Annotated in this window: 12 protein-coding genes; 1 reads left to right on the top strand and 11 read right to left on the bottom strand. The window is 65.4% G+C overall.

Annotated features, from left to right (window positions below; genetic code table 11):
• Positions 1–174: 174 nt before the first annotated feature.
• The 6 genes from LCH29_RS35925 to LCH29_RS35900 form a co-directional block, all read right to left on the bottom strand.
• Positions 175–681, bottom strand: coding sequence for a hypothetical protein (locus LCH29_RS35925; RefSeq protein ID WP_446465865.1), 507 nt, complete (start codon positions 679–681; stop codon positions 175–177).
• Positions 668–1000, bottom strand: coding sequence for a hypothetical protein (locus LCH29_RS35920; RefSeq protein WP_446465864.1), 333 nt, complete (start codon positions 998–1000; stop codon positions 668–670). Before LCH29_RS35920 ends, LCH29_RS35925 begins: the two co-directional genes overlap by 14 nt.
• Positions 1001–1230: 230 nt before the next feature.
• Positions 1231–1533, bottom strand: a complete 303-nt coding sequence (locus LCH29_RS35915) for a hypothetical protein (RefSeq protein WP_446465863.1) — start codon at positions 1531–1533, stop codon at positions 1231–1233.
• A gap of 356 nt (positions 1534–1889) precedes the next feature.
• Positions 1890–3335: a DNA primase family protein gene (locus LCH29_RS35910; protein ID WP_446465862.1), complete on the bottom strand. Its 1446-nt coding sequence runs from the start codon at positions 3333–3335 to the stop codon at positions 1890–1892.
• A 12-nt stretch (positions 3336–3347) separates the two neighbouring features.
• Positions 3348–3644, bottom strand: coding sequence for a hypothetical protein (locus LCH29_RS35905; protein WP_446465861.1), 297 nt, complete (start codon positions 3642–3644; stop codon positions 3348–3350).
• Between the two features lie 558 nt (positions 3645–4202).
• Complete coding sequence (locus LCH29_RS35900) at positions 4203–5879, bottom strand: recombinase family protein (protein WP_446465860.1); 1677 nt, start codon at positions 5877–5879, stop codon at positions 4203–4205.
• Positions 5880–5930: 51 nt separating this feature from the next.
• On the opposite strand from LCH29_RS35900, the gene LCH29_RS35895 reads away from it, so the two are divergent.
• Positions 5931–6260, top strand: a complete 330-nt coding sequence (locus tag LCH29_RS35895; protein WP_446465859.1) for an antibiotic biosynthesis monooxygenase family protein — start codon at positions 5931–5933, stop codon at positions 6258–6260.
• Between the two features lie 284 nt (positions 6261–6544).
• Here the strand turns inward: LCH29_RS35895 and LCH29_RS35890 are convergent, their stop codons facing one another.
• The 5 genes from LCH29_RS35890 to LCH29_RS35870 form a co-directional block, all read right to left on the bottom strand.
• Positions 6545–7531, bottom strand: coding sequence for a hypothetical protein (locus LCH29_RS35890; RefSeq protein WP_446465858.1), 987 nt, complete (start codon positions 7529–7531; stop codon positions 6545–6547).
• Positions 7532–7658: 127 nt separating this feature from the next.
• Entirely contained in the window at positions 7659–9773 is a 2115-nt protein-coding gene (fxlM, locus tag LCH29_RS35885) for a methyltransferase, FxLD system (RefSeq protein WP_446465857.1), read from the bottom strand.
• Between the two features lie 22 nt (positions 9774–9795).
• On the bottom strand, positions 9796–11055 hold the full coding sequence (locus tag LCH29_RS35880; protein ID WP_446465856.1) for a lanthionine synthetase C family protein: 1260 nt from the start codon (positions 11053–11055) through the stop codon (positions 9796–9798).
• Positions 11052–13988: a lantibiotic dehydratase gene (locus LCH29_RS35875; protein ID WP_446465855.1), complete on the bottom strand. Its 2937-nt coding sequence runs from the start codon at positions 13986–13988 to the stop codon at positions 11052–11054. Before LCH29_RS35875 ends, LCH29_RS35880 begins: the two co-directional genes overlap by 4 nt.
• A 247-nt stretch (positions 13989–14235) precedes the next feature.
• Positions 14236–14430 (bottom strand): FxLD family lanthipeptide, encoded by a 195-nt coding sequence (locus LCH29_RS35870; RefSeq protein ID WP_446465854.1) that lies wholly within the window; start codon positions 14428–14430, stop codon positions 14236–14238.
• Between the last annotated feature and the right edge of the window lie 191 nt (positions 14431–14621).

The following is a 14621-nucleotide window of genomic DNA, read 5'->3' as shown; positions in this document are numbered from 1 at the left end:
AGAATTGATGATTGATCCCGGAGGCACCTGGCCTCTCTGGGTGCTGCAACCCGGCAGCACAGACAGCGCGAAATGGCAGCGCGTACCTACGCTCCTCTGCCTATCGCTGATTCCACCTGGTCACGCAAAGGGCCCGTCGTCGGCGGAAATACAACGGCCCGTATTCGGGGCGGACTAGCCGCGCAGCGCGGTAGCCCATGACGGGGCAGGCTTAGCAGACACACCGGTTGCCCCTTGGGCAGTATGGAGACTCGGCCCGTAGACACCGAATAGACCCGGGGTCATTCCAGGTGCAGCCAAACCGGGGCGCGCCTTCACCGCAGCATCGGCGAGTTCCTTGATTTTGTCTGGGCTCACTCGTCCATCTTCGTCCAGGACGTCAGCGAGCGATGCCCCCGAGATATCAAAGAGATCTCCGGGCACCGCGAGAAACTCAGCAGCGAGCCTTTCAGCGTCGGCACGCAGAAAGCCGTCAAGGCGCGCCTGTAGCTCATCGCGCTCTGCCTGTGCCTCACGAGCGGCTACACGCCACTTGGCCGCTTCGGCGTTCTTCGAGGCTGGCTTGTCGTCGCCCTCAGGCGCCACTGTGGCAGCCTCGGGGGCGTTTCCCGGCGTGGTGCCCCTGGCGTCGTCTGCGGGGGCGCCAGTGACGGTTTCCGTGATGTTCTCAGCGCTGGACATCGAGCCCCCCAATGCCGGTGAAGATGCCGGACCACTCGACAGCGGACATGCCGATGGGGTTACCGTCGAGGTCTTCTATTAGTTCGTGGTCAGTGGTGATCCGGATATGCCTGCCGCGTAGTGCCGCGACGGCCGATCGATCGATTACATCCATGTGTGGTGGCTCCCTTTTGATATACCCTTTGGGGTATTTCGAGATAGACGCGCCCGAAATCTTGATTGGACGCGCAAGCGGTCGCGAATGACGCATTTCGGCAAGCGAAGCTGGAACAGCGGCATTTTTCCCGGCTGGCAATGGCCAATTCGACAGGGTGGACACGTAACGGCTGCGTGACGCCTACGGGCTCCGCATACGCAGTGGTCTAGTCGGCTACCCGAGCCATAGCGCGAGGTCACAGGGCCCTTCAGGGCGCGTGAAGGCACCTCTGAGAGCGAGTGGTCCAGCCGAATCCCCAGACCCGTACAGATGGGGGGCAAGAGCCCCTTCCGGGGGCCCTGAGGCCCGGGGGGAGGGAGGCACCCGCCGGGGGTAAGGGGAAAAACCCCAGGTCAGCGCGATGATTCAACAATCCGCACGCCGTAAACCAAGGTCGGTGCCGACGCATTCGGCCGAGCGACACGCACGCCCGCCGCACGCAATGCAGCGCGAATTTCGGATTGCTTGGGTGAACTTCCGCGATCATTGGTGCCGAGATATCGCCATACAGCACTCGCGATATCGAGTAGCGATATATGCTCGCTTGCCTGCGCTGGCTCAAGCATATGCATCAGCGCATCAAGTACCGGCGCCCTCCATTCTGGACGCACATCATTGTCAAAGCGGATCACGTATCGTCTCTCGATTCGATGCACAGCGCGGTAACTCCCTCGCTCGGCACTGGTCTGGTTGACGCTGCCCCCGATATCCCGCACGGGTCGCACCGTGGCCGCACAGCAGCGACGCACACCGTGGCCACACAGCGGGGATGCGGCGGGAATGCACGAGGGTGACCAACCGCCCCGCACGGGTGGCCCGTTGGACGCGCCAGGGGGGCTATGGACGCTCGGGGCAGCCGTGCGGATGTCTGCGGGCGACAGCAAGGAGGGTGCGCAAGCGGGGTGCCAATTTTTCTGACACCTGGGAAGACCTCTTATACGCGATACGGAGGTCTCTACAGGTGCCAATATTTTTGACACCCTCGCTTACGCGTCGCCTCTCGCTGTGGGGCTCAGACTTCCGCAATGCCGAAGATGCCGGGGCCGGTCAATGGTTCGGGATCACCCATCAGGCGAATACCGGAATAGACCCACCCCTTACCCTTGCGTCGCACCTCTTCGACTTTTCCGCTGTCGAGTAGGTGACGCTTCACACTGGACGGGGAGAATTTCGCCGACTTGTCGCCGTTGTTGTCTCGCCACACTTTCAGCTCAGCGTTGAACGTGGAGCGCCCGACTTCCGCACCTTCGCAGTAGTCGAAGAGTTCGCCCACGAGGTCCTTGAGAGGGTCTACAGCGTCCTTATGGTGTTCCGTCGCTGCTATGACACTCAGCGTGTCGCGGAGCCCTTCCGAGTAGTACCGTATGGCTCCCCGAACGATCCACGCTGCCACGCCCGCCGCTTGCGGCCCCTGAATGGTCGGCTCTAGGTCAGGGTCGCGCCGATTGGCGAACGACTCCCCGAATAGAATTGCTTTGGTCCGCGCCCATAGCGCAGCACCACCCGAAGCGAACTCGGGAAGGTGGTTCGTAGCGAGCACGATGGTAAATGTCGGCTCGAATGAGAACACCTTGCCCATGAGGTGGCGCGTGCTGATCCTGTCGCCACCACTGAAATTTTTCAGGAGCGCGGTATTCATGGGCGTGCCCGGGTTCCCTTCCTGCGCGACGACCATTCGAGCGCCTCGAAGTCCGGCTATCTGCTCGGTGTGCGGCGCCTGCCCACGTACGTTCTCAAACATTGAGAACTCGACCTCGCGGACAATCTCAGGGCCGAACACCTTTTGCATGGTACGGACTGTGGTCCCCTTACCATTACGGCCGTGTGCGCCGTACCAGACCCCTAGCGCGTGCTCTCGGACTTCCCCAGTTACGCAGTAGCCCAGGAAGGTCTGAAAGTAGCTCTGTAGCTCTTCGTCACCGGGGAAGATCTCTTCCACGAAACGCAGCCAGCGCGGGCATTCCGCGTCGGGCAGGTAATCCACACGTGTGCACTGCGTCAGCATATCGGCGGGATCGTGGGGCTTCAGTTCGCCGGACCGCAGATCCACGGTGCCATTTTGAAACGTCAGCAGATGCCGCCGCGCGTCCATGTCGTCCACGCTGGCGCGGAACTGACGGAGTACGGCCATCTCAGCGACGATGGCCTTTCGCTGAAAGTTGACAAGCATCTTGCTCATCGCAGCCGACGCCCAAGAGGTATCCCCGGGGACATCCACGATGCGTTTTGCCAGCACAGCCACAGCGTCCGTGATGGCTTGCATGGCCGCGCCGCTGTCGCCGGTCGCTTCCCAAACACGGCCATTCCAGCGGTACCAACCTATGTGCTCCACGTACTTCAGCCGGTGCGCGCAGTGGTCGGCCACAAACTTAGCGAAATGCACGTGGCGGACTTCATCGCTGACGTCCAGCCGAGTTCGCTGCCGAGCCCAGTAGCTTTCATCGAAGTGGTTCATCATGGGACTCCGGGCTCAGTCAACGAAAGCAGCGGCAGATTCGGCAAGGCGCTGATTCTTTTCCTCAGTTCGCGCCTGTCGGCTGCCCGGAGGCTCTTCGCCGTTGCCCTCGTACAGGTCACGCTTGAAACGCGTCGCGTCAGCTTGTGCGGCTGCGAGAGCCAGCGTGGCGTGTACTTGAGCGCGATTGACTAGTACGGCCTCCCGCTCATCGCTCACGATGCAGATGGGAACTCCGGCCGAGTTGATGACTGTCCTGGTTGCCTCAGCGATCAGTTCTTCAGCGCGCTTGTAGTGCTCATAACCGTTCATGGGTGGCGACTCCATAGAGAGACGAGAAAACCCCCTTCATCGGGGAAATCTCATCGCCGGAGCCGCCAAGCAAGCGAAGAGATCTCAACCCGATGAAGGGGGTTGGGAAAAAGCACCGTGCTGAGCCCCCGGTGCCGGGGTGTTCGTGGGCCCGTGCTGTTAAATCGATGGCGACTCGCGCGGGAGTGGAGAGAATGCCTCTCACATATAGGTAGTACCCGGGTGGTTGTCTGCGGGTGGCGCGCGGGGCCCAGTGACGAGTGACGTTCTGAAACGCGGTTCGCGGTCGGCCTACACGTTATAGGGGGATCCGGTTCTTCTATAGAATTCGTCACTAGCGTCATTAGTGCTGGTCAGATGGCTGCCATAGAGCTACCCCGGTGACGTTTTCGGTGCCGAGCCCCGCTCTGCTGTCGGCCCGTGCCCGGCACCGTCGGCACGGGGGGTGCCCTCAACGCCCCCTGTGGCCGTCTGCCCCAGCCCGGTGTGCCCCAGCCCGCCGGGAATACACACCAGCGGCCCCTGTGGGCGTCACAGGGGCCGCTGTGGGTCTCCTTGCTACACGTCCGGGGAAGCCGCCCACAACACGTGCACGCGCTCACGTGTGTTGGCACTGCGACCACGGCCTACAGACTTGGTGATCCGCACTGAGTCAATGAACAGCGCCAGAAAATCCCGCTTGCGCTTGAGATCCCATGCTGCCCATGGCGAACCTTCCCCGATTGGGTCTTCGCCGACGACCGTCCATTCCCCAGGAATTGCTATCGTCGCGCTATCCGTTGTTTCCAACTCGGCGATACGTTCCGACGTACGGGCCTCATGTGCCGTCAGCCGCTCCACCGACTCACGGAACATCTGAGTACCAACTTCCCCCACGTACAGCCCTGCCTGCCTGTCCGTGTAGAGCGTCCGTAGCGCCTCCCGCACATGCTCCAGCTCTGCCCGTGCTGCCGCTAGTTCGGCTTCAGTTTCGGAAGAGTCCTGCTGCTTGGCAAAGCGGCGCGCCGCTTCCGCCAGCCATTCCAAGTCTTCAGGGTCGTCAGGGTCCATGGCAGTGAGGCGAGTCCACACTCGACGGGCAACGACGTCATCTGTGTCGTCCATATTGATTGCCAATCCGCCATGCCCGGGAACGCTGCCCGACTGAGCGCGGTTGCACCTATAGAGCAACTTGCCGTTTCGCTTATCCGTGACCATGACACTGCCGCAGACATCGCAGAACAGCAGCCCGTATCCAGCGAGCAATGACGGGACGCTGCGCCCCGTACGGCGAACAGTCTGCGTGCGCCCGCTCAGCACGTCCTGGAGCCGCCACCACTCGTCAGCGGGAATGATCGGCTCATGTGATTCGATGGGCCGCCCTTCATCGTCACGCAGAATGACCCGCTTACCGACCGTTCCCGGCGTGTCCTGTGTCTTGGCCGTGCGTCCCTCCCATTCAGCGGCGTACCCGGCAAGGCGCGGGTCGCGAAGGATGCGGAGCACTGTGGACGATGTCCACGCGGGTTGCGCTGTCGGCTCTGACACTGCCCGCGCTCTTCGCGCCGCTATCCGCTTTACACCGTTCTCCGCAAGCGCGACCGTCTTTGTCGGCGCGCCCGCTTGGTTGAGCTTCCTGGCGATGCTCGACGCGGACAGTCCATCGGCCGCCCACTCTGCCATATCGCGCACGTACGGCGCTTCCAAGGGGTCAGGGATGAGTTTTACGACCGTCAGTTCCCCACGCCGCTCACGGACGCTCTGAAAGCCGTATGGCGCGATACCGGATACGTGACTTCCTGCCTTCCGCAAGGTGTCTTTCGTGGCAGTGATGTACGCGGACTTCATGTCCGACTCTTGCTGTGCAAGCGCCGCAATGAGGCCGAAGATAGCCACGCCCATGGGCGTCGAGGTGTCTAGGTACGGTTCCTCGACGCTCACCAGGCGTACGCCGTGCCGGGCTAGCTCATCGTTGATCAACATCGCTTCTAACGCGCCCTGACGAGTCAGGCGCGACAGCGAGAAGACCACCACCGCGTCAACGTGTCCGGCGCGGACGGCACGCATCAACTCCTCGTACTCCGGGCGCTGGACGTTCGGGTCCCATCCTGACTTGCCGACGTCAGCGAAGTGACCCGCGATGTCCCAGCCCTTCGCCGTGATCAGCGCTTCACACTTCGTCTTCTGCGCCTCTGGGGATGACTTGCTGTCGTCCTCACGCTTCTTCGATTGGCGTATGTAGGAGACTGCTCGCACGTGGTCGAGGTTAGGGCGCCATCCCGGTGCCCTCTGACTGAGAGGTGTCATGTGCCTAGTGTGGTAAAGATCAATGTGCTGACCGTTCCCGAGGAGCAGCGCGAGGTGCTGGAGAAGCGCTTCGCCTCCCGCGCCGGGACCGTGGAGAACTCCGACGGCTTCGAGTGGTTCGAACTGCTGCGCCCGGTCGAGGGCACCGACCAGTACCTCGTCTACACGCGCTGGCGCAGCGAGGAGGACTTCCAGGCCTGGATGGAGGGCCCCATGAAGGCGGCCCACCAGCGCGGCGGCGAGGACGCCCCGCAGCAGAAGCCCGCAGCGTCCGGCTCCACCCTGTGGTCCTTCGAGGTCGTGCAGCAGGCCGCCCCGAAGCAGGGCTGACACTGGCCCTGCACACGTCGCGAGCCCTCTGAACCTCTACCAGAGGGCTCGCGGTGTCGTGTCGACCCCGATCAGGCTGCGAGTCGGCATGCCCGTTCTTGAAGTCGGATGCGAGCCGCTGCTTGCCGAGTAGCTTCATGCCTCGCCGTAGGTCTTGCATGACTTCGACCGCTCGACGCACCTGGGGACTTGTGGTGCGGGCGAAGCACCACAAGGCAATCCACCCCCACTGGTTACGCGACTTGGACGGTGACTTGGACGTTCAGGAGGGTGTCGGTGCAGCCCTAGGAGGGGTCGGATGTTGCGGCCAACGTTTGCCTGAGCACTCCTTCGCTGACGTCGAGCGCGGCCATCAAGTCAGCTCGCATTTGCACGGGAATGCGGCCTCGGTCGAGGGCGCAGGCTTCTACCGCGTGGCCGAGTCGTTGGGCTTGGGCACTCGTCAGGATCACGGAGCATCGGACGTGAGCCAGCAGATCACGGGCCGCGTATCCATCTGCTGCCGCCGCAGTCTGGCCAATGAGGCTCACCGCCACACGATGAGCAACCGCCTCGTCAACACCATCAGCGACATCGAAGACCGAGAGTCCCAATCGGGTGTGGAAGACGGTCAACTCCGCCGTGCAGTTGAGTTGCTCGTAGCAGTGCAGCATCTCGGCGAGTTGTCGATCGACCGGCAAGCCTGCCTGCCGTCGGGACAGCACCTTCAGGCAAGCCGTCACGGCGTTCTCCCAGGGCTCGCCGGGGACGGTGTCCGCCAGGATAGCGATGGCGTCGAATGCGTTGTTTCCCATGAGATCCGCGATCACCGCGACTTGGCGGCCGTCGAACATCCGCTTGCCTATCCCCTTGTGGCGCTTGAGCTGGGCAAGCGCGTCCGTCCACCGGCCCGCGCTGGCCAGAGCGCGCGCGCCGTCGGCAAGCAGTACAGCCCACAGCCACTGGTACAGCTCACGGCGGTTTTCGTCTGATCCGGTGATGTGCTCGAAGGACACCGTTCGCCCATCGATGACGGTGTCCGAACCGGATTTCACCGCTTGGAACATGGAGTCGAGGAAGGCGTAAGCAGCCTCGCCGTCGCCGGAACGGATCAGCAACCGGGCGAGGTTGACCAAAGGTTCCAGACCGTACCGGGCGACCTGCGCACCCAGTGGCTGGGTGCGCAGGTACACCTCGGAATGTCGCCAGCACAGAGCGCGGGCCAGCTCGGGCAGGTCGCAGTCGCTGGCCAGCAGCGCGGCTTTGTTGAACGCCGCGGCAGCCAGTGCCATGCGCCCTTCGTGTTCAGCCTCTCGCGCGAGGGCGCCGATCTCGCGAACTCGTTCGTCGAGTGGGGTGCATGCGGGGCGGGGGCGAGCGACCAGAGGGAACCTTCGCGCTATCTGGCTGGCATCCATCTCACTGCCACTCGATGACGATCCGGTTGATCGGATTATCGAAGGCGAAGCGACCGGGATCCGAGGGGAGTGGAGCGGCAGCGAGAGGCTGAATCTCAAATGCCACGTCGCGCCCCCGGAAGCTGCGGTCCCAGACGGCCATCTCCTCGGCCACCCGGTCGGCAAGCTCCTTGCCCGCAGGCCCGTGGCCAACGGCTCCCGCTTCGTAGAGTTGGTTGCCCTGCTGGTCCAGGTTAGCTTTGCGCAGCGTCAGGTAGGCGAGGTCGCCCTGCTCTGCCACGGCCATGGGGCGGAACATGGGGTCGAGCTTGCTGGCAGCGGGTGACTGACGATCGACTTCCATCCGGCTCAAGGCGTTGTCCAGACGGCAGGACAGCCACAGCCACATGAACTCCGGGGACTCCGGCCCCCGGAACCTCACGCCCGACCATGCCTCGGTGCCCGGGCGTTCGAGCACTCCTTGCAGCGCCGCCTCGTCCGCCTGCTGCTCCCCGTTGAACTGAAGCTTGACGGAGCCGTCGTCGGTCAGCGAGACGACGCGGCGAGGGTCATCGGCCACTCCCGCTCGCAGGGGCATGAACGTGCACATCTCGCTGCGGACGCTTCGCCAGCGGCCGGTTTCGTCACGCTCGAAGGCGACGGCGCGCGAGACGCTGCCGCGCAGCCGCATCGGTACGACCAGGCGGCCGTCGGGGGTGAGTTGGTCCAGCCACGCCTGGGGGATGCCGTGGGCACCGACGGTCGCCACGATCCGGTCGTAGGGGGCTCCGTCGGGGTGGCCGACCGCACCGTCACCGAGGATGACGCGCACGTTGTTCACGCCGGCCTTCTCGACGGCGGCGCGGGCCCCGTCGACAAGGTCCTGGTCGACGTCGAGCGTGATGACGTGTCCCTCGGGACCGACCAGATGCCCCAAGTAGGAGGCGAACAGGCCGCTGCCCGCGCCCGCCTCCTGAATTTTGTGGCCCTTTCGTGCATCGATGAGTTCGAGCATCAGCGCATTCACCGTCGGCTGGGACACCGCGCTGATGGACTCGCCTGAGTCGTTGAACTTCGTGTGGACGGGCTGGTCGGCGTACGACTCTTCCAGAGAAGCATCGGGCTTGAATTGGCGCACGAAAATGTCACGGGGCACGGTCCGTACCGCCGCGTCCACCGAATCAGTAGTCACCGTTCCCTGTTGGCGAAGCTGGTCTGCCAGCTCCTCGCGCAGGCTTTCGGCGGTACGGGGCTCATCGGTCATCTGAGTGCTCACTTCGTTGAAGTTAGTGCTTGCGGTGCTGGTCTCCGGCGCCGACGCGGCGCCTTCCCTCGTTCCCATGACGATCTCTTTTGCCAGGGTTGACAAGGTGCTTTGGTCTGCGGCCGACAGGCCCAGACGGTTCCATTGGAAGATCACGTGGTGGGCGATGATCGCGCGGAGTCCGCGCTCCAGGACTCCGCGTCGGTCCAGATCCACGAGTTGCTGCCCGGCGTGCTCGAACCATGTGACCCAGTCGGTGAGCGCCGCTAGTGGCCCTCCGTTGACCAAACTGCTGGTCGGCCCGGCGTCGACGGTCATCAACCGATGTACGGCCTTCCTCAGCCGCTCGGAGCCAGGCCCCGAACTCCTGGCCGGTCGCTCGTCGGCAACCCGGGCCCATACGTCGCCCTGCTCGTACCAGTCCAACCTGGCGCCCCGCATAAGCACGCTGAACAGCAGGATTCCCAACTCGCGCCGCCCGAGTACGGCTCCGGCGGCAGATTGCGACCGGGCCAGATAGTCGAGGATGTTGCGGCTGTCGTGCTGGAACAGGTGGTGTGCGACGTCCATACCGGCGGGTCCTCCGAAGGCGTGGACTTCCGGTTCGTAGATGCCCGGGGTCCATCGGATGATCCGCCCCTCAGCGGTCAGGGCATCGAAGAGGGCCTTGAGCTGTCGGTGGGCGCGGCCGTCGGCAGGGAGGTAGCGGAGCCGCAGGCCGGGCGGCTTGCGGATGAACCACCAAGAGGTGATCGCGCCGTCGGCGACCAAGGTCGCCAGCTCGGGGTTGAGGCGTTCGGCTGCCACCTGCTCGGCGGCGTGCCGATCAGCGCACTCGATGCCGTACTGCGGCCACTCCTGCGTGGTCTGCATGGCGCTGCCTTCCCTGGAGTCGTCAGTTGATCAGGAGGAATGCGTCCCAGCCGGAGAGCGGAGCACCGGTTGCGACCGCGAGGAGAGCCAGCGCGACTCCGGCTCCTCCCTCCAGAAGCCCGATGTCACCGCCAACGGCCTGCGTGAGGGAAATGGCCACCACGTCCGGGTCGGCGCCGATCACGTCGAGGAGCTGGGGGATACAAACAGCGACGTCCGGGGTGAGCGCGTCGGCGGCTGCCTGCGCGGCGATGTGGGCCATGCCGGCGTACCCGTGGCACAGGCTCCTATCGGACGTTGCAGCGAGCTGCTCGCGATTGGTGAGTGCCGTTGTCAGCGCGCTTTCCGCTGCCTGCTGGCGTGAGGTGTCGCCGACCGCCAGGGCAGCGAGCTGCTGAGACCGGGCGTGCCCCGCAGTGCCGTAGCACCAGGAGGGTCTGGACGGCTCGGCGGCGAGCGGCTGCTCGCCGCGGTACTGGGCGCGTGTGACCAGGGCGGGCCACCAGGGACCGGCCGCGCTCTCCTGCCGCCAGCGATCGAACCAGGCACAAATCCGTTGGATCGCGTTGAGGTGGCCGCTCACGAAGATGTCGTTGCGGGCGGCGATGGCGAGCAGAGCGAGCGGACCGGCGATGCCGTGGGCCATGCCGTTGTTGGCGTGTCCTGCCGGGTAATCCGGTGAGGGCTGGCCGGAGGGGGCCAGATCGCTCCACCAACCGGGCAACAACTCGCCGTCCTCTTTCACCGGCTCGGTCAGGCGCACCAGGTAGGTGAGGACGTCGCGCAAGAGGTCGGTGTCCGCTTGGCGTCTCAACAGGTACGCGCCGATACCGGACAGTCCCCGAATGCTGTCGAACTCGGCGAGAGCTGGACGCGCGACGCCAGCGTTCATCCGGGCGTGGGCACGTTCCAGGCGGCGCCGCGTCGTCTTCGCGATGTTGCGATCCAAGGTGTCCAGGGCACGGGCGTACTGGCCTGGCCGGTCGGCTGCGGCGTTCAGGGCGAAGGCGACCGCCGGAACGCCGTAGTGGAGATGGCTGTCCTCCCAGGACTCGACCTGGCCTGCGGCGGCGTAGGCAAGCCAGTCGTGGGCGCGCTGCCAGGGCCCCAGGCCCGCGCGGGCACGCTCAACGTGCAACAGCGCGACTCCTACCGCACCGTGGGCGAGAGACTGCCGGTGCCAGCCCTGCGGAAGACCGAGCTTCTGGGCGGCGGACGGATTGGCCAGTCGGTCGGCGACAGCGGCGGCGGTCAGTTCGGCCGCTTCCCGGTTCATGGTCATCCCCTCTCTCCTGAGCGACGGGCCCGCCAAGACAGGGCAGCAGCGCGGGCGAGACGACGGCAGGTGTCCTCGCCGTCGCTGTCAATCCCCACAGCCCGAATGTGGTGGGCGTGCAGGAGTGAATCGAGGACCGAGTCCGCCGGCACCTCCTCCACACGGGTCAACTCCTCGCGGTAGTCGGCCAGGGCCTGACTGCGGGCGGACCAAGCATTGGCGATGCTCATGCCACCCGGTGCTGCCTTCAAGGCAGCCCAACCGTCAGCCGGGTCGGCCAGGCGCACGGCGGTCTTGAGCAGCGTGCGATCCAGGCGCCGGGAGGCGTCACCGCGGGGCTGGTCGAGCAGCCATGCCATGCCAGCCTCGGTGCTGCCGGTGAAGTCGCACGCGATCGAGACGAAGTTGACGGCGGCCAGGGCCTGCGCGTGCGGTCGCTTTGGGGCTGCGAACTGGGCGACCAAGGCGACGGAGTCGGCGGCGAAGACATTCTCGGCGGCGTCCATCGCCGATCCGCTCCCCCAGCGTCCGGTCTCCGGCAAGCTGCTCGCGAACTGCATATCGCTCAGCAAACCCTGGCGACGCAGATCGCTGGCCCACGTGCTGATGCGCTGCGCCGCAATGCCGAACTCGGCCGCGTCCGCGACGGCGATCCGCAACCGCATGTGCCACTGAGGATCACGGAATCGCGTGAACCACCACCGTAATGGCGCTTCCCACGCGGCGAACAGCTCCGGCAGGTACTGGGCCACGAGGTGAGGAAGCCGCTCGGGGTGCCCATATAGCTTGGCGTGCAGCCAGGGCGGCGCGCCGGGCAAATGGCCGTGACCGCGCTCGACTGGCATGCGTCGGCCGGTCGTTGAGAGTGGAGGCGTTGACGCTCGCCTGGCTGTCAACGTGGTCACGATCTCATGGGGGCGTCCGCCGAACCAGCCGTGGGCGGGGGCTGCCGGGGCCTCGGTGAGAACGGCGGACTCAGCAGTGGCGAGGTGCTCTCGCAGCAACAGGAGATGGGCGGCCTGGTCGAGGTCGAGCTTCAGGCGGTGGTCGCCCTCGGTGATGAAGACAGTGGACGGAAGGCCCCGCCGCTCCCGCCACTCGGCTACCGCCTCGCTCCATTCCACCCATGAGGCATCGCGGCCGGGTAGCTCGCTGGACTCCAGGAGCCAGCAGGCGGGGGCCACGATGGTGCGACCGTAGCGCAGGCGCGGCAGGTACGGCAGGTGACGGGCGGGGCCCCAGTCGAACCCGGTGACCACCGCCTGCTGCGCCTTGGCCACCTCGACGATGAACCGGGCCAGTGGTGGAGTATGGGCCCGCAGATCCAAGGCATGCAGCATCGTCGGCGACAGTCGGCGCCCGCGCGAGAGCGAGACCAGGAACAGCCGGTCCTTGGTGCACTGCACCGCCAAGTCGTCCAGAGAGATCACGTGGTCGTCCGGCGGGCGGTGCTCGGCAATACTGATGAGGGCGGGCAGCAGGTCGGGGGCCCGCGTGACGTGGGCGTTCTTGGGGTCAAGCGGCGGGGAGGAGACCTGCACCGGCAGCACCTCGGGGTCGGTGGCCGCGAACTGGTCGAACACGGTGGTCGCCCGGTCCCGGTCCGGCGGCTCCAGGAGGTCGAGGAAGCGGCCGGACATGGTGCCAGCGGCGCGGGATGCGCTGACCACGCACAGATCGAATTCCCCGCGGCCCAGCGCGGCAAGTGACGGGGCCTGAAGCTGGAAGCACAGCTCCAGGTGAGGAGGAACCTGAACCGTGTCCGGGGCGGCCATGGCGAGTTCGTCCACGAGCCGTTCGTCCAGCACGATTTCGCGGCGCCCGTCCAGTGCCGCAGCCTGTGCCATGGCGAGGAGCCGCCGGTGGCGGGCGGAGACGGGCTCGGGCGGCTCCGGGTCACTGCCCAGGTAGCCGGCGGGCATGCCAAGCCCCACGTCGGGGTCCACGAGGTCCAACAGTGGAACCGGCGAGCCGACTCCGTACCGCGCGAAGAAGCGTGTGAAGTAGTCCGCCCAGGCTGGGGTGCCGGACGGATAGGAGCTCAAGCGCGTGAGCGCGTGGGCAGCGGCTTCTGCCTCGTTCGCCACTTGGTGCGGCAGGACGAGCGAGCAGTCCGTCAGGAGATCCACCGCCAGTGGCCGCTTCACGGCTGGCGCCAGAGCCGTCATACGCTCGGTCGTCGCCGAGCGGAGTGTCCGGGCATCCGAGGGCGTACGGGCCTCGTTGTGGAGGTCGAGCATCTTGTGGACCTCGTGCAGCCTGCTGACCAGGTGTGCTACCTCGGCGATGCCCTCAGCGCCTGCGATGTCCAGTTGTTCCATGACGTGTCCGAAGGCGTCATGGATCCCCGAGTGCGCGTGCAGTGCGGTGATGAGAATGTGTTGCTTGACCATTCCTGCGAGCATCTGGTCGATGGTCGAGGCCGGTGTCGCAGGGAACTCGGATGCGAGCTTGTCGACGAGGGCGTCGAATCGAATGGGCGACTGGGCGTGTGCCACCGTCGTTCGGACGGCTTGCGTGTTGCGGACGGACACCTCTGCCAGGGCCGGGCCGGTCCCACTGTCCGGTGGCGGGTGAGGCACCACGAGGCGATCACCGCGCACGAAGGCAGTGGTATTCACCATCACCGGCAGCCGGGCGAGTAACCTGCGGCAGGACTCCAGTTCAGTGACGACAGGCACCAGCCATGAGGCGTCGGCCCTGACAACGGGCCGATGGCGGGTTCCGAACCGCACAGCCGCTTCGGAGCCGAAGGATGCAACGGAGATACCAGCGAACAGACCGGCTGGGGTACTTCTGCCGGTGAGTCGTTGTACGTACCGGGCGACCGACAACGCGGTACGCCGCACCTGGCGGACATTCACCTCGCCAGCCGTAAGCACGGCATCGACCTGTCGCGCGAGGCCCGGGCTGGCCTGCTCGATTGCATCGACGACCACTTCCTGCTTCCCGACTTTCCGCAGCCACGCCGTCCAAGTTGCAGCGTGCGCAGGTGTATCGACAGGCATGTCGGGCCACTCAGGCAGCGCAACGTCCGCCTGGGCGCTTGCCCTCAACAACACGGTGTCGGCGCACCGGTACAGCCGCTGATTACTACCCACCACTCGATTCCCGTCGCTGTGAGGTCCCTGTGGGTGGTGCTGGCCCGCGTGTTTCCGCGCGGGCCAGCACCAAGTGCCACGACGGTCAGGCCACGTTCGTGGCGCAGGAGGCCGGGCACGAGGGCTTGCAGCCGTCGTCGGTCAGCGTGATCAGCGGGACGGTCCCACCGTCCCGCTCCAAGACGTCCACATCGAGGTCGAACGGATCCTGTACGGCTCCGCTCACCACCTCGGGGGTGTCCATCACCTGGGTCTTGTCCTGCACCGTGCTTGCACTCATCGGTTAACACCCTTCTTGTTGAGTTACGCGTGGTGTTGCAGATGACCCGGTTACGCCGGACGGAGCGTAGGCAACCGGCTACTCCATCCAAGCGGTTCCCGGCCAGACCGGACCGGCGGTCGGCACCGACCGTGCGGGAGCACGTCAGCGCCTTGTCCCGGAACGGGGCTTGAGCCGCCTCGATGAACCGG

It is taken from the genome of Streptomyces sp. BRA346, from assembly GCF_052851135.1.
This window is presented reverse-complemented; position numbering and strand designations above follow the sequence as displayed.

What these genes read in the sequence shown, in the direction of transcription:
- LCH29_RS35925 (WP_446465865.1), bottom strand. Translation starts at nt 681, where the DNA reads ATGTCCAGCGCTGAGAACATCACGGAAACCGTCACTGGCGCCCCCGCA.
- LCH29_RS35910 (WP_446465862.1), bottom strand. Translation starts at nt 3,335, where the DNA reads ATGATGAACCACTTCGATGAAAGCTACTGGGCTCGGCAGCGAACTCGG.
- LCH29_RS35905 (WP_446465861.1), bottom strand. Translation starts at nt 3,644, where the DNA reads ATGAACGGTTATGAGCACTACAAGCGCGCTGAAGAACTGATCGCTGAG.
- LCH29_RS35890 (WP_446465858.1), bottom strand. Translation starts at nt 7,531, where the DNA reads ATGGCACTGGCTGCCGCGGCGTTCAACAAAGCCGCGCTGCTGGCCAGC.
- fxlM (WP_446465857.1), bottom strand. Translation starts at nt 9,773, where the DNA reads ATGCAGACCACGCAGGAGTGGCCGCAGTACGGCATCGAGTGCGCTGAT.
- LCH29_RS35880 (WP_446465856.1), bottom strand. Translation starts at nt 11,055, where the DNA reads ATGACCATGAACCGGGAAGCGGCCGAACTGACCGCCGCCGCTGTCGCC.
- LCH29_RS35870 (WP_446465854.1), bottom strand. Translation starts at nt 14,430, where the DNA reads ATGAGTGCAAGCACGGTGCAGGACAAGACCCAGGTGATGGACACCCCC.